We start from the raw sequence: 21,652 nt of genomic DNA, 5'->3' as shown, positions 1-21,652 counted from the left end.
CAAAACACCCCCTATGCTTTATCCTTCAAGTATGTCTACAGCTTCTTTTAACGTATCCCTTGAACCAACATTTCCCGGGAAAATCACATAAGACATGAAAGGGAATTTACTATCTTCACCTGTTTGCCAAACGGGAATGCCTGGTCTGATCTGCCCTGCCACAGTTGCGCGTTTCACGTGAAGTCCTCTAGTTCCAATATCGCTGGAGGTAATGCCACCTTTGGCAATGAGATACTTAGGGCGAATTGTGAGACGCTGGACAATGCTTGTCACAGCATCACTAATTTTTACAGAGAGCTTTAATTCTTCCTCCTGACGATCATCCCCAAGGTCAAGCCGTTCTCTTCTTGTATAAACAGCCACAGATTGACCAGATGCTAATAATGCCTCAGTTTGCTGAATCACGCGGTCAATTTCTTGTTGAAATGCTTCAGGCGCCAGCACGAGATGTGTATTAAACTCAATAAAAGCTACCTCTTTATTCTGTTGAAGCGCTTTTAATTGATCTGTTGTCTTCTTCACATGAGAACCAATCATAATGAGACCACCGTGCGGGCTTTGTTCTTGTATCAAGTCATGTCTTGTTAATAAGGCACGATCCCCTATACCGCCAAGAACTTTTGTAAGTGCCGCCGCACTTCTGAACATGAGTTGCTTTCCTGCTTGAATGGCCTCAATGAGAGCGGTGACAAAAACTTTGACATCGTCATAGTCCATAGCGTTTACAACCACCTTTTTAAAATCGGTCACACTCATGAGCTGTTTTTTTATTTGATCAATCCGTAAAGCCCGTAGATCATCTAACGAAATGTAGGTGGTGTTCTCTTTCGTGAACGATCCGTTTGACTTTTCTTCAATCCATTCTCCGAGATGAGATGACTGAAAGCCGAATGTGCGATCTCGTGCAAATTCTGTGTCACCAGCAGGAATTAATTCGTGTCCATCTTGGACGTAATGAATATTGTTGATCGTCAAGCGTCCACCTTCTTGGAAAAAAGGAAGAAGGATTTCTCCATTGAATTGGCGGGAGCTTTGCTGTTCAATTGTGGTTCTGAGTACTTCAGTTTCCAGCGGAAAGTGTCCACGAAGAGTGGAATCTCCTCGACTGACAATAATGAAATCCTGATCAACCCGTTCCGCTACCTTCACAATTGTTGAAGCGATTGTTTCATGCACAGCAGCCGTTTCCTTCTCTGTCATACTGCGAGAATTGGTCAAAATAAAGAACATTCGGCTGTCTTCAAGAAAACCGGCTTCAATGCTTTCTTCTGACCAATCGGTGAAAACAGAGACGCCATGTACGGTTTGAATCCCTGTTGGATCATCATCTAATACAATGACTTTATGATGAAAGCTGTTCAGTGCTTGTTCGTATGCTGATTGAATGATCTTTGAATCCGCTTTCGGAAGGGCATTCAGTATGTCAGTGCTTTTCTTCATGACCATCTCATCCTTTCTTCACTTCGACATGAGCCATTTTTTCGTAATATTGAACGATGCCGCCATGGTCAAGCCCAGATTTTCCGTCCGCTTTGAGAGCGTGGAAGATTTCGAGCAGTTGGCTAGAGAGCGGGAGAGGAACGCCGATATCATGAGCAGTTTCCATCACATTGGTTAAATCTTTTAAGTTGATGTCGATACGTCCGCCTGGTTCAAAGTTTCGTTCTAAGATGAGAGGGACCTTTGCATCGAGAACAGCACTTCCTGCCAGCCCGCCGCGAATGGCTTCATACATTTTGTCAATGGCAATGCCTGATTTAGCGGCAAGAACGAGCGCCTCGGACATAGCGGCAATATTTAAGTTGACGATGATTTGATTGGCGAGCTTCGCTGTTGTTCCGCTTCCATTTGTCCCAACTAATACAACCTCTGTGCCCATCGCAAGCAGGACATCCCTCACTTGCTCAAAGATAACTTCTTCGCCGCCAGCCATGATGGCAAGTGTTCCGTCTATTGCCTTCGGTTCTCCGCCGCTGACAGGTGCGTCGATAAATTCCACCTGATGCTGTTTTGTAAGAGCAGCTAAAGCTCTAGAAGTAACAGGGGAAATTGAGCTCATATCTACGACAACAGTGCCAGGTTTAGCTGTAGTTAAAATGCCATGATCACCTGAAACAACTGCCTCTACATGCTCTCCTTTAGGAAGCATTGTGATGATGATATCGCTTTCAGAAGCGGCATCAGCTGCTGAAACAGCACCTTTTGCTCCGGCTTCTTGTAACGCTCGAATCGCTTCCTCATTTAGATCGAAAACACTCACAGTATGACCGGCTTTTAATAGATTGAGTGCCATAGGCTTTCCCATAATACCTAATCCAATGAATCCAATTTTCTTTGTCACATTGAACGCCTCCTATATAGAAAACCCTTACAAAAAGCGCTTTCTTTTTCTTTTGTTAGTATATATACTATCCCTTTGTTTTAATAGTAGTAAATAAACTATTGTTCATTTAATGTACATGACGTGATAGGAACGTGTCAACGGAAAATATGAGAAAAGTCACAAAAAAAGACCGGAATCAGCTCCGGCCTTTTGCGTTCATGTTTTATTTTTAGCTACGGCTAATCGAGATCGTTTCACGTTTTCAATGGCATTTGATCCTAGTTCTAAAACAGCGGCGACGTATAGTACATCAATGATCACAAGCTGGTTAATACGGGAGATCATGGAGTCAGATCGATAGGTTGTCTCCCTGGAAGAACTGAGCAGATGAAAGTCAGATCGCTTTGCGAGCTCTGATTTCGGATAGCTGGTGATAGAGGCAACCTTTGCTCCCTTTTCTTTAGCAAATTGCACGGCATCAAGAATTTCTCTACTCTCTCCTGAATGGGAGATCGCAACGATAAAATCGTGTTCCGTGGCGTGAGTAGCAATCATGTTCATCATATGCGGATCACTGCATAGACTCACTTCAAAACCAAGCTGGAGGAACTTATGATAAGCATCTCCTGCAATAAAACTGGACGCACCTGCTCCAAAGAAGACGGTTTTATGTGCCTGTTTCATTTGTTCGATAAATTGTGTCACGGCTTGATCTTCTAAAATATGCTTCATATCCTGAATCGAGTTTGTTGTTAACTCTATGACCTTATGTTTAATGTCAGCTACACTATCGGATGCCTCGATCTCACCGTAAATGGATTGAGGCGTATTGGTCGCAATATCCTGTGCGACATGGACACGAAACACTTGGTACGATTCATAGCCAATTTTTCGTAAAAACCGAAAGATCGTCGTTTCACTAGTATTGCATTCAGCAGCAAGTGCACTAATGGAATGAAGCACAACTTTCTGAGGATTTTCTAAAATGTAATTGGCAATCTTTTTTTGGGTCGGAGACAAACTATGAAACGTTGTCCGAATGTGACTAAAAATATTCTCTTCTATGATAAACACCACACTTCATCTAGCATTCTACATTAAGCATACAGGAACTTATGAAAACGGTAAACAAACCCGATGTGGAAAAAGGAAGAATAATATGGAAATAATGCTTTTTTTGGTTCTTTTGTCATGGTATACTCAATTGGTAATAGACAAAAATGGGGGTTTTTACTATGACAATGAAAAAAGGCCTAACAATCAGCCTGCTCATTTTCTCACTGATTGTTTCGTTGTTTGCGCCAGTTGGATCTGCGGATGCCAAACAAGCAAAAAAAGCAAAAGTAAGCACACACAATTATAAAAAGAAAAAAACGTTCAAATATGCACAGGTGAAAAACCTAAGCAAGACGCATATGAAAACCATCAATCGTGATTTAAAAGAAGACATCGCCTTCTCTTATTCTACTTACTTATTCTTAAAGGACGAAGCGAAAAAGGAAGGCTACGGGAAGATCACGTACGAAAGATCGTTTAAAACGAAATTTAACAATGGGAAGAAGCTCAGTATCTTAAACTATGATTACATCAATGATGGTGGAATGCATGGGGATACGATGGTTTCCAGCATGAACTATGTGTTAACGAAGAAAAAGACAAAGCAGCTGTTCTTGACAGACGTTGTGAAAACAAAGAAAAAGCGTACGAAAGTAAGAGATTATATTTATAACTACACAAAGAAACATAAAAGCAAATTCTATGCGAACCTGAAAAAAAGAGACATTGAAATCAACTACAACACGCAGTATTACTTCACGAAAAAGGGAATTGCTGTTGTTTTTCAGCCATATGAGATTTCACCTTACTATGTAGGAATTCCGATGATTCAAGTTCCTGCGAAGGTATATAAATAAAAAGAAAAACGACCACTGAGTCTGGTCGTTTCAGCATGTAGACAAACCCTCGCATTCGGTGTCAGTCCTGCGTGCTGGTGCTCACGAATGTCAAATTCGCTCCGCGCCAGTACTCGTCCTTTCTAGACTGCAAAGGTTTTCTATCACGCTGAAAAGAAGACAAAGGGCTAAAATAAAAGTCATTTTAGCCCTTTGTCAACAATCTGAAACGACCACTGAGTCTGGTCGTTTTTTGTTATGTACTCACACAAAAGAGCCCCATATGAGGCTCTTTTTCAGATTTATACTTGTTTAGGTGCATCGTTTAGTGGATGACGGCGTTTTCCGTTGTAGTGGCGGCGCATACGAAAGATTTCAAACTCCGAAAGCTCTGCGCTTTTTCGTTTTGGTGTGCGGTTATCTTTTTTGAAAGAGAATAGTAAGTAGCAGCAAAGTGAAGCGATAATCAATAAAATCATCATATGACATTCCTCCAATTCATCCTATTCTTTAAGTGTAGACAGGGTGAGTGATGTTTATAACTGAAAATAAGCAGCAGAATCGGTTTAGTTCTTAATGTCTAGATGATCTGCTAATTTAGGTCTAAAATACTGGTTGTTTGTAACTATTATATTTCCAGTTATTGCACTCGTCAAGAAGAATTTTTCTGGGGTTGTCTCTATTAGTACGAATAAGTGTCATAAAAGTTTCAGAAAATTGTAAACTTTTATTAAAAAACCGTTCCCGAACAGGAACGGTTGTAAACATATCTATGCTTTTTCTTCAAATAAACGGGCGATTTCAACGATGACTTCTGTTGCTTTCACCATGTTCTCGGCAGAAATAAATTCATATTTACCGTGGAAGTTTTCCCCGCCAGTAAAGATGTTTGGTGTTGGAAGACCTTTATATGAAAGCTGGGAGCCATCTGTACCGCCGCGGATCGGTTCAATCACAGGTGTCACTGAGCGGTTTTCCATTGCTTCATGGGCAATATCCACAATATGTTTCACCGGCTCAATTTTTTCTCTCATATTATAATATTGATCTTGAATTTTGAGATTGATGCTGTTTTCTCCGTAAATGGCTTTTAAGTCATTTGCTATTTTTTCAAATAGTGCTTTGCGTTCGTTAAATTTGTCTTTATCAAAATCACGAATAATATATTGCAGCTCTGCTTCTTCGACTTCTCCTACAAACTTCGTGAGATGGAAAAATCCTTCGTAGCCTTCTGTGTATTCCGGAGATTCATCAGAAGGAAGCTTGTTGTGGAAGAGCATCCCAATCTTCGCAGCGCTGACCATTTTGTCCTTTGCTGTCCCAGGGTGGACGTTGTTTCCTTTAATGGATACTTTCGCACCTGCTGCGTTGAAGCTTTCATATTGCAGCTCCCCGAGCGGTCCTCCGTCAATTGTATACGCATAGGAAGCGCCAAAGGCATCAACATCAAATTTGTGCGGCCCTCTGCCAATCTCTTCATCTGGTGTAAAGGCGACGCGAATTTTTCCATGCTTGATTTCTGGATTTTCAATTAAGTAATGCATAGCGGTCATAATTTCTGCGATACCTGCTTTGTTATCTGCACCAAGCAAGGTTGTGCCATCTGTTGTGATCAGCGTATGTCCTTGATATTTTTGTAAATTTGGAAACTGTGATGGAGATAAAACGATATGTAGATCTTCATTTAAGGTGATGTCGCCGCCTTGATAGTCTTCATGAAGCTTCGGTTTCACATTCTTGCCGGTGAAGTCAGTAGCTGTGTCGATGTGAGCCAGGAAGCCAATGGTCGGGACGTCTTTGTCTGTGTTAGATGGGATCGTTCCCATGACATAGCCGTTTTCATCCATTGTTACTTCTTGAATCCCGATGGATTTCATTTCTTCAACTAGCTGTCTCGCTAAGTTCAACTGTCCTTCAGTCGATGGGCAGCTTTCCTTATCTGCATCCGACTGCGTATCTACCTTCACATAACTTGTGAATCGCTGAATCATTTCTTCTTTCATGTATACGTCACTCCTTTTGTAGAATACGTTCATTTTATCACGTCTTGAATGCGCTTCATAACAAGAAAGGTTTTCTCTGGTAATTAGAGAGGAAAAAGACCTACTTTCATTTGGTGATGTGTTGAATGGTTCTTTAGGGTGATTTTTTCGGGTGTCTTTTTATTTATAATGAGGACATATAAAATCATCCATTTGTACGTTAAATTGGGAGAAAGGGGTGCGAAAGTTGGATTCTAGTCAAACGCTGGCACTCGCTCAAAAGTTTCAGGAAGCAGCTGTTGAGATTCGGCAGTCAAAGCAGCTGCTGGAGAATCGACTCAAGGCAGTAGGATCAGGCTGGCAGGGAGAAGCAAGGAATAAATTTGATCAAAGCTTTGAGGAAACAACGGCACGCTATGATCAATTCGAAAAGGACTTGCTTGAAACAAGTCAGGAACTGCGCGATGCAGCGGTCAAAATCGAGGAACGGAAAGCTGAAATAGCCAGAATGGAAGAGCTTGAGCGAAAGAGACGAGAAGAACGGAGAGAAAGAAACCGAGAAGGGAGATGATGTGATGGCACGTGACATAGTGGTTGATCCAGATCAGCTGACAGGGCTTGCGAATGATGTTGTAGGCGAACTTTCTGTCATTGAAACGAAGCACCGCGATTTACATAGTGAACTGGATGGTCTCATTTTAGGCTGTGATCCTCGGTATAGAAGCTGTTTTTCAGGCGTTGGGGATGCATGGGGAGCAGGACAAGCATTGATCAGTAAATTGAGCAGTGATGATATTGCGATTCGTCATGCAACAGATAAAATGGTCGAAGCAGACGATATTTTACGGAAAATGTACAGCATTTATGATCAATATGGGACGCTCACGAGCTTAGCTGGTATTGTGATGATGCAGGCGAAATACTACGGGCTTGGGATGACGACCTTCATTAAAGACAATGGCCGGTATGCCGCACAGCATTCAAAGCTTCTGCTTGATCTGACCAGCCGGGTAGAAGGAACGAGATTTGACCGGCTAGCAAGGATTTGGCTGAGTAAAAAAGAATTATTAAAACGATCGAACTGGTCGATGGCTGATCTGGTCCATAAGAAATTCACAAAATTTTATCCTGATGATACGGTTGCATTCACGAACAGTGTCCGTGATTTTACAAAAGGAAGTATCAATTGGAAGGACACGGCTGGAATCAAGTCTGTTCTGAAAAATGGGGCAAGATTTGCTAAAGGAAATGCCATCATTGCAACGGTAGTCACTGGTGCAACGGAAACAGTCGGCTGTGGATTGAAAATTGCCGAGAACTATGCAGAATTCGGTGATCAGCCAGAAGTCCTTAAGCGTGAAAATGCTAAGGCTGTTGGAAATGCAGTGAACAATACGGTCTTTATCGCTGGCGGGTCTGTCGCAGGTGCCGTTGTCGGAGGAGCTCTTGGAAGCTTTGCAGGACCGATTGGAACCGTCGTTGGAGGAGCCATTGGTTCCGCAGTCGGTGGATTTATAGGAGAAAAAGTCGCCAAGCTGACATCAGGCTTTGCTGAGCAGGTTGCAGTGAAATTAAAGGACCCAATTCATGCGGTTGTGGATAAAGGGAAACAAGCATTCGAGCTGGCGGGTCAAGGTGTGAAAGCAGTTAATGACACCATTGATCAGGCAAATCAGGTGATACATAAAGGGATAGAAAAAACAAAAGAAACCGCAGATTCGCTCATAAAAGGTGCAGGCGATTTCTTTAAGGGTGCATTTTCTTTTGGATAAGGAGAGATCAAGTTGGATCAGCTAAGTCTAAGTATTGAGGAACTCATCTTTAGTTTTTACAGTGAAGGCTATTTTGAACAAGGTATGTCCTTAAAGGAAGCCTATTATCCTGATGTAGAGGACGAGCGTCTAGGGTTTTTATTTGAAATTGCATGCCGCTCTTTGCTCGCAAAAGGAGTACTTGAATTTCGAAACAGACAATATCGATATAAAGCGGAATACCGTCATTTCATCCAGGCGATGAATGATGCATCTCACACCGTCAAGGCATCTCGATTTGGGGATGAAGATGAAGAAGTCAGTACCTCCTTTCACACGACACAGATGGGCGTATATGCGCACCATACGCTGTATGATCAACAAGTCCATCAGATTCAAAAACTGAAAGATGACCAGCAGGCAGAGGAGCAAGTGACTGCCTTTTTCAATATACAGATGAGTGATCACCCTGCACCTGTCGTCACCCTGCAAGCAGAGGAATTTGAAAAGCTATTAGAGCAAGCAAGTGAGGCGAAGAATGAGTGGCCTTCCTTCCTTCATCGAGCAGAGAACGAAGAACTCGTGCAGGCATTTGTTTCTGATGTACAGACGAGAAAAGGAAAGATGGACTCCCTGATGAAGGTCGTCTACGATAAAAATAATACGCCTGATGTGGAATCCATGTTATTTATTATTCCGGGTGAGAAACAGTCGTGGCTTGTGTCGGGAATAAAAGAAAATGAATTTCGCGTGGAGACGGCTCATAGAGACGGATTACGTTCTATATTCTAATGGAGAAAAGGAGAATGACGCTTGAATCCAAGTGAAGTAATAGAAGTGAGAAGCAGGACCTTTTTAAGGGTATGGGCATTCTTAGCAACGGGCGGCTTCGGTATCATCGGTATTTGGTTGTTTTCAGAAGCTCTTACATTTGAATCGAATTATACATTGTTTTTATTTTTAGGCGGACTATTAGGCATTGTCTATGGCTTGATCTCTTTTTTGATGATTCTGCCGGCTTTTACGAAGAGGGGAAATGTGATTTTTTGCATTCAGCGCGGGGAGAATGGTGCTGTGCTGTATCGAGAGCGGACGATCCCTTTTCAAGACATTCAATCCATTGATATGCGCAGGCATCGGTACGGTGTAAGGGGATTTCTCTTCATGGATGTGCTTATTCGGAAAATGGATGGGAAATTGTTCAAGATTCCAGCGTACAGTATTTTAGATGAAGAAGTATTCGAGCAAACCGTCAAACAAGAGATCTATCCATATTTAAATCAAGCAGCCCAAGAGAACTGGAGACAGCAGCATGGTCAGGTCGAAGAGCAGATCGACTAGGAGACATTGTCCATAATTCCGAAGGATGAGGCGCCACTTTTTCGAAAAAATCGTGTATGATGTCAGTAAAGACTGAACACTCGGAGAGGTGATGAGAGATGGATAAAGAGATGGTAATCGACCTCGTCACAGAACAAATGGCACGAATTCGAAAAGAAAAGAATTATACGCAGGACCGCATGACTGAGGTACTTGGTCTATCGAAACGGCATTTGCAGCAGGTTGAAAAAAATAGGCTGCGCCTCAACTGGACGCAAACTGCGGCCGTATGTGCATTATTCAGGGATAGTGACATTTTAAAAGGGACACTTGGGGATGATCCGCTTGAGATTCTGGAAGTCGTGGCACATGATGAATTGCATCTATCGGTGGAACGTACGATCGGCGGAAAGGTTTGGTGGCGGACGTCTATCAAAAAAGGCACATTTCGTCTTCAGCAAAATGTGCTCAGTCAGCATTACCGCATCTTAGATGATGAGAATTATCGCTATTATAGTTCGTTTAATAAAGAAGAAGCGAAGCGGCGCTTAGAGGAATTAAGTCAGCTGTCTTCTCCTTATTCATAAGCAGCTGAAAAAGAAAAGAGAGGCACCCAATTGATAGGGGCCTCTCTTTTCTTTGTTTTATACTTTTAGGGTGTTTTTCGCCCGAATAAAGGCAACAAGCTGTTTGATTTCTTCATCATTTAGGGGAACACCGTCTACAAGAATGGTTCCTACTTTTGCTTCCGTCAGTTCAATTTTGATATCAGAGATTTTACGTTGTATCTCTGGCTCGTCCGTTCTACCAAGTAAAAAATCAATGGACGTATCATACAAATCAGCCAGGCGCTTCACTGCTTCAAGCGAAGGTCGTCGGTACCCAGATTCGTAACCGGCATAGGTGCTTTTGGCGATACCTAGGCGATCTGCCGTATGCTGGAGAGACCATTTTTTCTTTTTTCTAAGAGTGGTTAAACGATCGAGTATCATTACATGAACGCTCCTTTATATACAACAACAGTATATCATATTTTGTGATGGAATGTACGCGTTATGCGTAATAATTTCTTGATTAATTCGCGTTATGTGACTATAATGGCAATGAAGGTACGCGTAAAGCGTATATTATAGAATAGCACAAGCTGGCTTATAATATGTGTGACAAACGAAGTAATTTTACTGAAAGAGGTGGACCTGTTGAAGAAATTATTGCTTTTAACCACTGGTGGGACGATTGCATCTGTAGAGAGTGAAAATGGTTTGGCTCCAGGTGTTAAAGCTGAGGACCTTTTAAGCTATTTAAACGAAATTAATGCAGAGTACACAATGGACACAAAGTCCCTAATGAGTATAGATAGTACAAATATGCAGCCTGAATACTGGGTGGATATCGCAACAGCCATTTATGAAAATTATGATCAATATGACGGCTTTGTCGTCACGCATGGAACCGATACAATGGCCTATACATCAGCAGCTCTGTCTTATATGCTGCAAAATCCGGATAAGCCGATCGTGATTACAGGTTCACAAATTCCGATTACGTTTAAGAAAACAGATGCGAAGAAAAACATCACCGATGCCATTCGCTTTGCATGTGACGGCGTAGGCGGCGTGTATGTTGTCTTTGATGGCAGAGTCATTCAAGGAACACGTGCAATCAAACTAAGAACGAAAAGCTACGATGCATTTGAAAGTATTAACTATCCATATATTGCATCGATTGAAAACCATCAAATTGAATACAATAGCAAAGTAAAAAGATCGTCAATGAAACCGCTTAAATTAGATGCATCCTTAAACACTGACGTTTGTCTCTTGAAATTGCACCCAGGTCTAAAGCCTGAATTCTTAGATGCAATCAAAGGTGTATACAAAGGAGTCGTCATCGAAAGCTACGGCAGCGGCGGAATTCCTTTTGAAGGAAGAAACCTATTAGAGAAAATCAACGAATTGCTCGAAGAAGGCATTTCAGTTGTCATCACAACTCAGTGTCTTGAAGAAGGAGAAGACATGAGCGTGTATGAAGTAGGACGCAAAATCAATCAAGAACTAGTGGCACGTTCACGAAACATGAACACAGAGGCCATCGTGCCGAAACTCATGTGGGCACTAGGTAAAACAACAGACCCAAGAGAAGTGAAAAAGATTATGGAAACGCCAATCGCAGAAGATTTAGTGATTTAACTATTCTATAGAAAGCAGGTCATATCAGATGGTTCAAGCAACTTATCGCTATGAGAAGGATTTTCTTGGAGAAAAAGAAATTCCGGCAGACGTGTATTATGGGGTGCAAACCCTTCGTGCAAAAGAAAACTTCCCGATTACTGGATATCGCATGCACGAGGAACTGATTAGAGCCTTTGCCATCGTGAAAAAAGCAGCAGCTCAAGCCAATATGGAAGTTGGACGTTTATATGAAGGAATTGGAAATGCCATCGTACAAGCCTCTGATGAAGTCATTGAAGGCAAGCTGCATGAGTACTTTATTGTAGACCCAATTCAAGGCGGCGCAGGAACGTCGATGAATATGAATGCCAATGAAGTGATTGGAAACAGAGCGCTAGAAATCATGGGACATCAAAAGGGTGAATACATCCATTTAAGCCCAAACACACATGTAAACATGTCACAATCAACGAATGACTCGTTTCCAACAGCTATCCATATTGCTGTATTGAAGCAGTTAGACATTCTGCTTGAGACAATGCAAACGATGCAGGACGTATTCAAAAAGAAAGCGAAAGAATTTGATCATGTGATCAAAATGGGACGTACGCACCTACAGGATGCGGTTCCAATTCGTTTAGGACAGGAATTTGAGGCTTACAGCCGCGTGCTCAGCCGTGATATTAAGCGGATCAACCAATCAAAGCAGCATTTATATGAAGTCAATATGGGTGCAACAGCTGTTGGGACAGGCCTAAACGCAGATCCTCGTTATATTGAGATCGTCGTGAAGAAGCTAGCCGATATTTCAGGTCTTCCGCTTGTAGGCGCAGAGCATCTTGTGGATGCAACGCAAAATACAGATGCTTACACAGAAGTGTCTGCTGCATTAAAAGTATGCATGATGAACATGTCTAAGATTGCCAATGACCTTCGCCTAATGGCTTCTGGTCCGCGTGCAGGTCTTGCTGAAATTGCATTGCCAGCTCGTCAGCCAGGATCATCCATTATGCCTGGGAAAGTCAATCCAGTCATGGCAGAGCTCATTAACCAAATCGCATTCCAGGTCATTGGGAATGACCACACCATCTGTCTTGCCTCTGAAGCAGGTCAGCTTGAGTTAAATGTGATGGAGCCTGTTTTGGTCTTTAACTTGCTTCAATCTATTAGTATAATGAATAACGGATTCCGTTCATTCACAGATCATTGCTTAGTGGACATTGAAGCAAATGAAATACGTTTGAAAGAATATGTCGAAAAAAGTGCAGGCGTGATCACTGCTGTGAACCCTCACTTAGGCTATGAAGCCGCGGCTAGAATCGCAAGGGAAGCCATTTTAACAGGACAATCGATCAGAGATCTTTGCTTGCAAAATGATGTGTTAACAGAAGAAGAACTTGATATTATTTTGAATCCTTTCGAGATGACAAAGCCTGGCATTGCGGGTGCAGAGCTCCTAGAGCGATAATAATATCAAAAATTTTATTTTATTAATATGTAGAATTGCCTGTGAAATAGAGAAAAACAGGCAATTCACTTTCTTTCGAATTGACACACTTTTTTCACAATATTTTGAAAACGCTTAACGCACGCACAAAGGGAGGAAACACAATGAAATCACCACGTCTGCCGTCTATTTTAGAAGTCGTGTTTGTACTTGGCTTGTTTTTAGCAATTGTTTTATCTTTTACTCTTTATTTCAAATTGGATATTCAACTGGCATTGTTTATCTCATGGTTTATGGTTATCGCATTAGGTATTCGATTAGGACATTCATACAAAGACCTTCAAAACGCCATTACAAAAGGGATATCGAATGGTTTAGAGGCTGTTTTGATTTTAATTGCAGTAGGTGCACTTGTTGGAACATGGATTGCCGGCGGAGTGGTACCAACATTAATTTATTACGGACTGGAATTTATTCATCCTAATATTTTCTTACTAGCTACGCTGATCATCTGTTCCATTATGTCTGTTGCTACAGGTACATCATGGGGTACAGTTGGAACTGCAGGTATTGCCATGATTGCAATTGGTGAAGGATTGGGAATTCCATTACCTATCGTGGCTGGAGCCGTTTTATCTGGAGCCTATTTTGGTGATAAATTATCTCCTTTATCTGATAGTACGGTGCTCGCTTCCTCACTTTCAAAAGTGGACGTGCTCGCACATGTTAGAGCGATGATGGTCTTATCCATTCCTGCCTTTGTTATTACAGCCATTATGTTTACAATCACCGGATTTATGTATGGCGGAAAAAATATTGATCAAGGCAAAGTAGAGTTTTTGAAACAAGCACTGCAGGACACATTCACCATTAATATTTGGATGATTATTCCGGCGCTGATTGTTGTACTATTACTTGTCTTGAAAAAACCTTCAATGCCTGTTATTGCTATTGGCGCACTTCTTGGTGCTGTCTGGGCAATGGCATTCCAGGGAATGAATCCAGCCGATGCACTTGGTACAGCTTATAATGGTTTCTCTATTAATTCAGATGTTGATTTCTTAAATACGCTGTTAAATCGTGGCGGTATTGTCAATATGTTAGGATCTCTAGTGGTGATTATTCTCGGACTTGGTTTCGGTGGAGTACTTGAATACTTGGGCGTATTAAAAGTCATCGTCGCTACATTCGAGAAGAAATTGCATAATGCAGGAAATGTGACTCTATCAACACTTGTTGTTGCATTCTTCGCTAATATCTTTGGCTGTGCGATGTATGTATCATTAATTCTTACACCGAAAATTATGGAAAAGAGCTATGATAAATTAAAGTTAGACAGACGAGTTTTATCCAGAAACTCAGAGGTCGGTGGTACGCTGACGTCAGGAATGGTTCCTTGGTCAGATAACGGGATTTACATGGCGGGAATTCTAGGCGTATCGACATTCTCTTATTTACCATTTATGTGGTTGAGCTTTGTTGCCATTGCTCTTGCTATTATTTACGGATACACAGGGAAATTCATCTGGTATGTGAAAGATCAACAGCAAAGTGAAGAATCAGCTTCATAAGCCGTTTACAAAAGCCGCTCCTCAACCGGGCGGCTTTTGTTTGTCCTAGGTCTGTATGACTATATGTGACATATAGCCAAGAATCATGAATTAAGACCCCTTATAAAAGAGGTCTTAAGGGGTAATGTGAAGCAGAGTGAAAGCATATTTATCCCATAAAAAGGGCACAAATCCCTATTCAAACATGAGTCTTTGAACCTTATAATAACAATATTGGAAAAAGTGCTATTCACCTTACGCTCGTTTAGAGGAACTCTAAGCAGCGTTTTTATTTTTTGTCAGGAGGAGGAGCCCATAATGAGCTTATCAAATATGCTGTCTGCCCTAAACGGTGGCATTACAAGTAAAAAAGCAGAAATCGAAGAGAAAATCGCTCGACTGAAAAAGGCGAAAAGTAAGGTCGAACGTGAACAAGATGCGGCAGAGACAGACCTGAAGCAAATCAAGCAGCCAAAGCTTGGGACCTCTTGGAAAGGTGAGCGAAGCCAGGATTTCAAATCAGAGCGGAATGAAGCACATGATGCGCTGCAAACGATTGTGAACGACAAGTACCCACGCTACGTGAGCCGCATCGAATTCAAAATCAGTACGTTAGAAGCCGAACAAGCTGCGTTATCCTTTGCCAGTTCCTTAGCTGGAGACGCCGCACGTCTGGCTGAAAAAGGAGAAGACGCAGTAGAGGATGCCAAACGCTTGATCTCAAAAGCATGGAGCAGCTTATAAGCTTGAACAAATCTGGAGGATATCACGATGGGACAAATTAAGTTAAACTACCAAACAGTTATGGATCAACTAGATGAAGTCTCCCAAGCTGTCGAAGCATTAACGATGAAAAAAGCAGCAGATAAAGCAGGTGAAAACAGCCTTGAATTTGTGACCAAGTGGACGACACGCGAAGCAGAGGTGAACGAAATGGTTTCAAGTTTTAAAGAAGCCTTAACTACAAATGTCCAAGACACACGCTCGAATGTGAATACCTTAAAAGAACAGGATGAAGCGATTGCCGCAAAATAATGGCAATCGTTTTCTTATGGATTTCACAGAAATATATATCTAAAGACTCATATATAATTCAGGATGTACGACCTTGTATTATTCCGTTTTTCTTCCAAACACGTCACTAAAAGGACACCTTTTCCCTATTTAAGACTGAGGCTTTTCACCTTATACTATACTTAATGAAAGCAAAACGATAGAAATGTCAGGTTTGGAGAAATCAAGTGAGTTGATCGTTTCCAAGGCTCTGATGCTGTGCTTTCGTATGAGGTCCGATAGAGGTGGATGACATGAGTTTATCCGAGATGCTACACCATCTGCATATGGGAATTGAAAACAGACGTGCAGAATTTGATGACATGATCTCTCGGTTAAAGACAGCCAAAAGCAATATTCGAACAGAACAAGATCTTGCGCAGTCAGACATAAAGGAAATCAAGAAACCTGCTCTAGATTCGTCATGGAAAGGTGAGAGAGGAACCGACTTTCATCGCCACCGAAAAGATGCCTATCATGTAATGCATGACATCGTGAACAATGAGTATGAAAAATATATCACAGAGATTGATCAAAAAATCTTGCACTTTGAATTAAAAAAAATGGAGCTGGCTGTTGCCAGTAACTTTGCCGGAAGAGCCCAGGACGTGATGGAAAAGGGTGAGGATTTTGCACTCGATGTTAAACATCTGATTGAACGGGGCTGGAAGGCTCTTTAAAATAATAAAAACAGCCGTCTCATCAGTGAGCGGCTGTTTTTTTATTTAGTCACATCCACCGCCACTATCCCCGGAATCTCCCCCGCAGGAGGCATCAGAAGCGTGATGAGTATAAGAATCAGTATATGTACTTGTTGTTGAACTGTGATGTGAAGAACGCTTAGCAGACGTACGCTTATCCTTTGATGTGAATAAATGGGCAATGATTGCTCCTAAAGAAGCCAATATGATCATAACAACAAACATAAAAGAACCCATGATGCATCCCTCCTCTTGTTTCCTATTCATACGAATGAGCCATATCGTGGTTCCCGATTTGAAAGAAAAACTGGGCAAAGAGTTCTATTTTCGTTTATGATGATAGGCAAAAGTAAATGCCAAGGGAGGAGAGCCTATGCTATCTCTACGTCAGGAGGAGCTGCTGAAACGACTGATGCAAGCGGAACAGGAACTGACTAGTGAAGAAATTGCCCGCATGATTGGCGTCACATCAAGAACCATCCGAACAGATATGAAAGCGCTTAAATATATTTTGGATGAACATGGAGCCGTACTACATATCAAACGCGGGGCAGGGTATACATTGACCGTAGAGGATTATGGGTCTTTTCGTACATTTTTGAAAAAGTCATTGGGAGAAAGAAACGAAAAAAAGGAGCAGACCATACCCAATCAGCCTGAGGACCGTGTAGCCTATCTATTGAAAAGGCTGCTTCTGTCAGAAGACTATATCAAGTTAGACGCGCTGGCAGAGGAATTATTTGTAAGTGAATCGACAGTGAAAAATGATTTGAAAGCGGTCAGACATTTGTTTTCATTACATGGACTTTCTGTGTCACATCGTCCTAAATATGGACTGCGGCTGACAGGGGATGAAATGAAATTAAGATATTGTATGGCTGAGCATGTGTTTCAGCAAGCGCATGCGAACCCTGCGCTGTTACCTGAAGAAACGTATCAATTGATTCAGGATATCGTGCGTTCACGTACAAAAGCTAGCGGACTTCATCTATCAGAAATCGGTTTAAGTAACTTAGTCACCCACATCGCCATTGCATGCAAACGAATCGAAGAGAAAAAACTGGTCATGATGCCAGAAACGGAATTAAAAGAGATTCAAGTGCAGCCTGTTTTCCAAGTAGCTCAACAAATGGCAGAGGATATTCGGCATGTTCTAGCGATTGATTTTCCATTATCTGAAATGGCGTATATTGCGATTCACTTGATGGGAGCGAAGATGATGGCATACGGAGATACCGGTCATATGCTATTTCATCTTCTAGACGAAGATCACTTTCGCTTCATCCACCAACTGCTTGCTTATGTAGAGGAGCACATGTCACTTGATATTCAATTTGATAAAGAGTTAATCGTTGGATTAAGTCTTCATTTACGTTCCGCTATTCATCGTTTTAGGTACGGTATGAACATTCGTAACCCTTATTTAACGGACATTAAAAGGCATTATCCCATTGCATTTGAAGCTGGCGTCTATATGGGTAGATGGCTGAGAGAAAAAGAGGGAATTGAGATTCATGAGGATGAGATTGGGTATTTGGCGCTTCATATCGGTGCTGCAATCGAGCGGACAAAATCACAGCATGTGAGAAAGAGATGTCTTATTGTATGTGCGACGGGTGTCGCCAGCAGTCAGCTCCTTCTTCATAAGCTGACAGCGGCTTTTAGCGAAAGGCTGGAGATCGCTGGCACTGCAAGTGTTGGGGAAATTCTTTCGTATGATTTGAGAAGCATTGATTTTATTATTAGTACCATTCCGCTTCAGAACACGTTGCCGGTGCCAGTGATTGATGTACATACCATTCTAAGTGACGATGATATTGTGCGGCTGAAACGGTTTGTGCAGGGCGCGCAGGATACAGGGGTTTTGCGGTATGTGAGTCCGGCGCTGACATTTTTTCAGCAAGACCTTCAATCAAGGGAAGAGGTACTGCAATTTTTCGTAAACGTGCTCAAGGAACAGGATCGCATCCCGGAAGAGTTTGAACAATTATTGCTTGAAAGAGAGCAAGTGTCACCGACATCGTTCGGTCATTTGGTTGCGATTCCCCATCCGATGAAGCCGGCAACAGATGACACGTTTTGTGCGATCTGTACGTTGAAAAAACCGGTGCTGTGGGGTGAAAATCGGGTACAAGTCGTTTGTTTGTTGAGTATCCAGAAGACGTATCAAAAAGAATTACAGTCACTTTATCAATTTCTTGTACGGCTGACAGAGCGCAAGGAAGTGGTGGAGCAACTCATCAAGGCCGCTTCATTTGAGGAACTGACGGCGGCGCTTCAAGTATTGGAGCATCAGAATGAAAAAACAGGACACCCATTTCCGCATCTGTGAGGAAAAAGATTAGATGTTAATGAAAGCGCTTTTAAAATAACATCAAAAAGGAGGATGATCACGAGTTTTTGTAAAGGGGAGACAGATCATGAGCTTCAAGGAGAAAGCGGCAGACGTCATGGGGAATGTGGCTTATCGCATCACGAATCAGAAGTATATTATGGCGATTAAACAGGCATTTGTCACACTGATGCCAATCATCATTACAGGGGCTTTTGCTGTATTGGTGGCAAATATGATCATGAGCCCGGAAACAGGGCTTGCTCATTTTGAGATGTTCAGATTTTTAGCGGCGCTTCAACCAATTATGAAGGCAATCAATTATGCGACGCTGAACTTTTTAACGATTGGGGCTGTGTTCCTCATCGGGATAGAGCTTGGGAAAATCAACGGGCACAAGTCCCTGTTCCCAGGGTTGATGGCATTGATTTCATTTATATCTGTTATTCCAACGACACTTCTTCTTGAAGTGGATGGATCGATGCGTGAAGTTGTAGATGTACTGGCAAGGCAATTTTCCGATCCAAAAAGTTTATTTTTAGGGATGATCATTGCGATCGTATCTGTGGAAATCTTTTGTAAGCTGACCGAGGTGAAATGGCTGCAAATCAAGATGCCAGATTCTGTTCCATCGAATGTGGCAACATCTTTTTCATCACTTTTTCCTTCGATCATTACGATTACGATCATTAGTTCATTCGGCTTTGCATTTCATCGTTTGACAGGCATTTATTTGCATGAAGCAGTGTATAACGTGGTGCAACGCCCGCTAGAAAGTGTTGTACAGGGTCTACCAGGGATTTTAACGTTGATGTTTGTGGCACAATTCTTCTGGGTGATCGGCATCCATGGCAACCAGATGATCAAACCGATCCGGGAGCCGCTCTTATTAGGATCGATTGCAGTGAATATGACAGCATTTCAAGAAGGAAAAGAGATTCCGAATATCATCACGATGCCATTTTGGGATGTGTATATGAGCATCGGTGGTTCAGGTGTGACCATTGGGCTTTTGATTGCGATTTTTATTGCTGGAAGAAGGGAAGAGATGCGAAGTATTGCCAAGCTCTCATCTGGTCCGGGTCTCTTCAACATCAATGAACCCGTTATTTTTGGCTTACCTGTCATGTTAAACCCTGTGATGGCAATTCCATTTATCGTCACACCACTTGTGACAGGAACGATTGGTTACATTGCGACGGCTACAGGGTTTGCTGGAAAAGCCGTCGTGATGGTGCCGTGGACGACACCACCGATTGTGAATGCATGGCTGTCCACCGCTGGCAGCATGGGGGCTGTCATCACACAGCTCATCTGTATTGTGGTCGCAGTCTTCATCTATTTGCCATTTGTTCTCTTGTCTAACCGTAAACCAGAAGTGGCACCAGATTCAGAATAAAAGGAGAGGCATGAATGAACATGCAATTCAGGTGGTACGGGGAGGATGATCCCATTTCACTTGACCGTAAATATACGAAAAAAAGGCAGAAAGTCTCAATATGGGGACAATTGTGAAGGCTTTGTATGAAGAGGGCTTTGCTGGCTACGTCCGGCCTGATCATGGGCGTATGATCTTTGGCGAGACAGGCAGGCCTGGCTACGGTTTATATGATCGGGCGCTTGGGGCTATGTATTTGCAAGGAATTTGGGAAGGACTTCACGTTCAAACGAGGAAAGGGAAGGTGGCGACATGAACAGAATCGAGATTCCAAGAGATTTTATCCTAGGTGCTGCGGCCTCTGCTTGGCAAACGGAGGGATGGAAGGGAAAGCAAGCGCATCAGGACTCGTACATCGATTTATGGTATAAGAATGGGTATCACGTTTGGCACCAAGGATATGGCCCGGCTGGTGCGACGAACTTTTACGAGCGCTATCCAGAAGATGTAGCCCTTATGAAAGAAATCGGTCTGACTCATTATAGGACATCGATCAATTGGTCGAGGTTTCTCATCGATTACGAGAAGGGGATTGTGGATGAGGCATATGCCCGTTACATTGATGATTTGATCAATGAATTAATCGCAGCAGGTGTAGAGCCGATGTTTTGCTTAGAACATTATGAGCTTCCAGCCGTGCTGCTTGAAAAGTACGGCGGATGGTCATCAAAGCATGTCGTCGAACTGTTTGTTCTCTATGCGGAAAAGGTGTTTGAGCGATATGGAGACAGGGTCAAACATTGGTTTAGCTTTAATGAACCGATTGTTGTCCAAACACGCGTTTATCTTGATGCTAACCGGTATCCCTTTGAGCAAAATACGAAGAAATGGATGCAGTGGAACTATCATAAAGCGCTGGCAACAGCAAAAGTGGTGAAGCTGTTTCGGGAGATGGGATTGAAGGAATCAACAGGTGCAAAGATCGGGGTGATTCTCAATCCAGAAGTGACGTATGCAAGATCCTCTGCTCCGCATGATCAAGAAGCGGCACGGATGTATGATTTGTTTTTCAATCGAGTGTTCTTAGATCCCTCCATCAAAGGGGAGTATCCAGAGGAATTGCTCGATGTGTTGAAAAAGCATGAGATTCATTTCGATGCGACAGAGGAAGAGCTTCAGGTCATCAAGAATCATACGGTTGATGTCATTGGGCTCAACTTATACTATCCGCATCGTGTCAAAGCACCGAGTAAGGCGTGGAATGAGATGACGCCATTTCATCCGTCTTATTATTACGATATGTTTGAGCTTCCAGGAAGAAAAATGAATCCATTCAGAGGCTGGGAAATCTACCCGGACATTGTCTATGATATGGGCATGAGAATAAAAGAAGAATACGGAAATGTTGAGTGGTTTGTGGCCGAAAACGGCATGGGCGTAGAAAAGGAAGAACGGTTTAAAAAAGAAGACGGTATCATTGATGACCAGTATCGCATTTCCTTTATCAGCCAGCATCTGAAACGGGCACTTCAAGCGAAAGCAGAAGGCTCAAATTGTACGGGCTATATGCTGTGGGCTTTTACGGATAATGTATCGCCGATGAATGCCTTTAAAAACCGCTACGGATTAGTCGAAATTCAGCTGGAAAATGAACGGAATCGCCAGTTGAAGGCATCAGCGTATTGGTACCAGACATTAATTAAAACAAGGGAACTGAAGGCCCAAACAGAAGTCAACTATCGATAGGAGTGT

General features: G+C 42.3%; 22 protein-coding genes and 1 pseudogene. 16 read left to right on the top strand and 7 right to left on the bottom strand.

Features of this window, described 5'->3' with window-relative positions; genetic code table 11:
- Positions 1–18 precede the first annotated feature (18 nt).
- From MHI33_RS20855 to MHI33_RS20845, 3 genes are all read right to left on the bottom strand, one after another.
- The gene (locus MHI33_RS20855) at positions 19–1,440 is read right to left on the bottom strand and encodes a four-carbon acid sugar kinase family protein (RefSeq protein ID WP_340913538.1); all 1,422 of its coding nucleotides are present in this window, start codon (positions 1,438–1,440) and stop codon (positions 19–21) included.
- A 7-nt stretch (positions 1,441–1,447) separates the two neighbouring features.
- The gene (gene garR, locus MHI33_RS20850; RefSeq protein ID WP_340913535.1) at positions 1,448–2,341 is read right to left on the bottom strand and encodes a 2-hydroxy-3-oxopropionate reductase; all 894 of its coding nucleotides are present in this window, start codon (positions 2,339–2,341) and stop codon (positions 1,448–1,450) included.
- Between the two features lie 198 nt (positions 2,342–2,539).
- Positions 2,540–3,397: a MurR/RpiR family transcriptional regulator gene (locus MHI33_RS20845; protein ID WP_185108113.1), complete on the bottom strand. Its 858-nt coding sequence runs from the start codon at positions 3,395–3,397 to the stop codon at positions 2,540–2,542.
- 161 nt (positions 3,398–3,558) lie between these two features.
- On the opposite strand from MHI33_RS20845, the gene MHI33_RS20840 reads away from it, so the two are divergent.
- The gene (locus tag MHI33_RS20840) at positions 3,559–4,236 is read left to right on the top strand and encodes a DUF3298 and DUF4163 domain-containing protein (protein WP_340913532.1); all 678 of its coding nucleotides are present in this window, start codon (positions 3,559–3,561) and stop codon (positions 4,234–4,236) included.
- A gap of 281 nt (positions 4,237–4,517) precedes the next feature.
- Here MHI33_RS20840 and MHI33_RS20835 read toward each other — a convergent pair whose 3' ends face one another.
- Entirely contained in the window at positions 4,518–4,697 is a 180-nt protein-coding gene (locus MHI33_RS20835; RefSeq protein WP_003215411.1) for a hypothetical protein, read from the bottom strand.
- A 288-nt stretch (positions 4,698–4,985) separates the two neighbouring features.
- The gene (gene pepT, locus MHI33_RS20830) at positions 4,986–6,218 is read right to left on the bottom strand and encodes a peptidase T (RefSeq protein WP_185108109.1); all 1,233 of its coding nucleotides are present in this window, start codon (positions 6,216–6,218) and stop codon (positions 4,986–4,988) included.
- A gap of 226 nt (positions 6,219–6,444) precedes the next feature.
- Between pepT and MHI33_RS20825 the strand changes: the two genes are divergently transcribed.
- From MHI33_RS20825 to MHI33_RS20805, 5 genes are all read left to right on the top strand, one after another.
- The gene (locus MHI33_RS20825; RefSeq protein ID WP_044140321.1) at positions 6,445–6,768 is read left to right on the top strand and encodes a WXG100 family type VII secretion target; all 324 of its coding nucleotides are present in this window, start codon (positions 6,445–6,447) and stop codon (positions 6,766–6,768) included.
- A 4-nt stretch (positions 6,769–6,772) separates the two neighbouring features.
- The gene (locus MHI33_RS20820; protein WP_106066948.1) at positions 6,773–7,969 is read left to right on the top strand and encodes a DUF6861 domain-containing protein; all 1,197 of its coding nucleotides are present in this window, start codon (positions 6,773–6,775) and stop codon (positions 7,967–7,969) included.
- Between the two features lie 12 nt (positions 7,970–7,981).
- Positions 7,982–8,740, top strand: a complete 759-nt coding sequence (locus MHI33_RS20815; protein WP_106066949.1) for a hypothetical protein — start codon at positions 7,982–7,984, stop codon at positions 8,738–8,740.
- A 21-nt stretch (positions 8,741–8,761) separates the two neighbouring features.
- Complete coding sequence (locus MHI33_RS20810; RefSeq protein ID WP_065099242.1) at positions 8,762–9,289, top strand: YfjD family protein; 528 nt, start codon at positions 8,762–8,764, stop codon at positions 9,287–9,289.
- Positions 9,290–9,387: 98 nt separating this feature from the next.
- Positions 9,388–9,855, top strand: a complete 468-nt coding sequence (locus tag MHI33_RS20805) for an XRE family transcriptional regulator (protein WP_044140317.1) — start codon at positions 9,388–9,390, stop codon at positions 9,853–9,855.
- 57 nt (positions 9,856–9,912) lie between these two features.
- Here the strand turns inward: MHI33_RS20805 and MHI33_RS20800 are convergent, their stop codons facing one another.
- Positions 9,913–10,260, bottom strand: coding sequence for a helix-turn-helix domain-containing protein (locus MHI33_RS20800; protein ID WP_044140316.1), 348 nt, complete (start codon positions 10,258–10,260; stop codon positions 9,913–9,915).
- Positions 10,261–10,467: 207 nt separating this feature from the next.
- Here MHI33_RS20800 and MHI33_RS20795 point away from each other — a divergent pair, with 207 nt between their 5' ends.
- From MHI33_RS20795 to MHI33_RS20770, 6 genes are all read left to right on the top strand, one after another.
- Positions 10,468–11,457, top strand: coding sequence for an asparaginase (locus MHI33_RS20795; RefSeq protein WP_003215391.1), 990 nt, complete (start codon positions 10,468–10,470; stop codon positions 11,455–11,457).
- Positions 11,458–11,485: 28 nt separating this feature from the next.
- Positions 11,486–12,907: an aspartate ammonia-lyase gene (gene aspA, locus MHI33_RS20790; RefSeq protein WP_065099243.1), complete on the top strand. Its 1,422-nt coding sequence runs from the start codon at positions 11,486–11,488 to the stop codon at positions 12,905–12,907.
- Positions 12,908–13,050: 143 nt separating this feature from the next.
- A complete protein-coding gene (gene nhaC, locus MHI33_RS20785; protein WP_106032046.1) occupies positions 13,051–14,457 on the top strand; it encodes a Na+/H+ antiporter NhaC in 1,407 nt (468 codons plus the stop codon).
- Positions 14,458–14,754: 297 nt separating this feature from the next.
- Positions 14,755–15,180, top strand: coding sequence for a YwqH-like family protein (locus MHI33_RS20780; RefSeq protein ID WP_003215112.1), 426 nt, complete (start codon positions 14,755–14,757; stop codon positions 15,178–15,180).
- Between the two features lie 27 nt (positions 15,181–15,207).
- Entirely contained in the window at positions 15,208–15,471 is a 264-nt protein-coding gene (locus MHI33_RS20775) for a YwqI/YxiC family protein (RefSeq protein ID WP_106066953.1), read from the top strand.
- A 272-nt stretch (positions 15,472–15,743) separates the two neighbouring features.
- A complete protein-coding gene (locus MHI33_RS20770) occupies positions 15,744–16,169 on the top strand; it encodes a DUF5082 family protein (protein WP_065099247.1) in 426 nt (141 codons plus the stop codon).
- A gap of 45 nt (positions 16,170–16,214) precedes the next feature.
- Here the strand turns inward: MHI33_RS20770 and MHI33_RS20765 are convergent, their stop codons facing one another.
- Positions 16,215–16,427, bottom strand: coding sequence for a hypothetical protein (locus MHI33_RS20765; protein ID WP_223250412.1), 213 nt, complete (start codon positions 16,425–16,427; stop codon positions 16,215–16,217).
- A gap of 136 nt (positions 16,428–16,563) precedes the next feature.
- Here MHI33_RS20765 and MHI33_RS20760 point away from each other — a divergent pair, with 136 nt between their 5' ends.
- From MHI33_RS20760 to MHI33_RS20745, 4 genes and pseudogenes are all read left to right on the top strand, one after another.
- On the top strand, positions 16,564–18,522 hold the full coding sequence (locus MHI33_RS20760) for a BglG family transcription antiterminator (protein WP_126740990.1): 1,959 nt from the start codon (positions 16,564–16,566) through the stop codon (positions 18,520–18,522).
- A gap of 88 nt (positions 18,523–18,610) precedes the next feature.
- Positions 18,611–19,921, top strand: coding sequence for a PTS sugar transporter subunit IIC (locus tag MHI33_RS20755; protein WP_044140310.1), 1,311 nt, complete (start codon positions 18,611–18,613; stop codon positions 19,919–19,921).
- 91 nt (positions 19,922–20,012) lie between these two features.
- Positions 20,013–20,216 (top strand): annotated as a pseudogene (locus MHI33_RS20750) (mannonate dehydratase); the annotation flags it as partial.
- The gene (locus MHI33_RS20745; RefSeq protein ID WP_340913517.1) at positions 20,213–21,646 is read left to right on the top strand and encodes a glycoside hydrolase family 1 protein; all 1,434 of its coding nucleotides are present in this window, start codon (positions 20,213–20,215) and stop codon (positions 21,644–21,646) included. The pseudogene MHI33_RS20750 and the gene MHI33_RS20745, both read left to right, overlap by 4 nt.
- Positions 21,647–21,652: the final 6 nt, after the last annotated feature.

The organism is Bacillus sp. FSL K6-2971 (assembly GCF_038006405.1).
GTDB classification, from domain to species: domain Bacteria; phylum Bacillota; class Bacilli; order Bacillales; family Bacillaceae; genus Bacillus; species Bacillus pumilus.
Note: the sequence above shows the minus strand (reverse complement) of the source record. Positions and strands in the feature narration are given on the sequence as shown.

Bases quoted from the DNA above. Each gene is read 5' to 3' on its own strand.
- MHI33_RS20855 (WP_340913538.1), bottom strand. From the start codon at position 1,440: ATGAAGAAAAGCACTGACATACTGAATGCCCTTCCGAAAGCGGATTCA.
- MHI33_RS20840 (WP_340913532.1), top strand. From the start codon at position 3,559: ATGACAATGAAAAAAGGCCTAACAATCAGCCTGCTCATTTTCTCACTG.
- MHI33_RS20835 (WP_003215411.1), bottom strand. From the start codon at position 4,697: ATGATGATTTTATTGATTATCGCTTCACTTTGCTGCTACTTACTATTC.
- pepT (WP_185108109.1), bottom strand. From the start codon at position 6,218: ATGAAAGAAGAAATGATTCAGCGATTCACAAGTTATGTGAAGGTAGAT.
- MHI33_RS20820 (WP_106066948.1), top strand. From the start codon at position 6,773: ATGGCACGTGACATAGTGGTTGATCCAGATCAGCTGACAGGGCTTGCG.
- MHI33_RS20805 (WP_044140317.1), top strand. From the start codon at position 9,388: ATGGATAAAGAGATGGTAATCGACCTCGTCACAGAACAAATGGCACGA.
- MHI33_RS20800 (WP_044140316.1), bottom strand. From the start codon at position 10,260: ATGATACTCGATCGTTTAACCACTCTTAGAAAAAAGAAAAAATGGTCT.
- aspA (WP_065099243.1), top strand. From the start codon at position 11,486: ATGGTTCAAGCAACTTATCGCTATGAGAAGGATTTTCTTGGAGAAAAA.
- nhaC (WP_106032046.1), top strand. From the start codon at position 13,051: ATGAAATCACCACGTCTGCCGTCTATTTTAGAAGTCGTGTTTGTACTT.
- MHI33_RS20780 (WP_003215112.1), top strand. From the start codon at position 14,755: ATGAGCTTATCAAATATGCTGTCTGCCCTAAACGGTGGCATTACAAGT.
- MHI33_RS20775 (WP_106066953.1), top strand. From the start codon at position 15,208: ATGGGACAAATTAAGTTAAACTACCAAACAGTTATGGATCAACTAGAT.
- MHI33_RS20770 (WP_065099247.1), top strand. From the start codon at position 15,744: ATGAGTTTATCCGAGATGCTACACCATCTGCATATGGGAATTGAAAAC.
- MHI33_RS20765 (WP_223250412.1), bottom strand. From the start codon at position 16,427: ATGGGTTCTTTTATGTTTGTTGTTATGATCATATTGGCTTCTTTAGGA.
- MHI33_RS20760 (WP_126740990.1), top strand. From the start codon at position 16,564: ATGCTATCTCTACGTCAGGAGGAGCTGCTGAAACGACTGATGCAAGCG.
- MHI33_RS20755 (WP_044140310.1), top strand. From the start codon at position 18,611: ATGAGCTTCAAGGAGAAAGCGGCAGACGTCATGGGGAATGTGGCTTAT.
- MHI33_RS20745 (WP_340913517.1), top strand. From the start codon at position 20,213: ATGAACAGAATCGAGATTCCAAGAGATTTTATCCTAGGTGCTGCGGCC.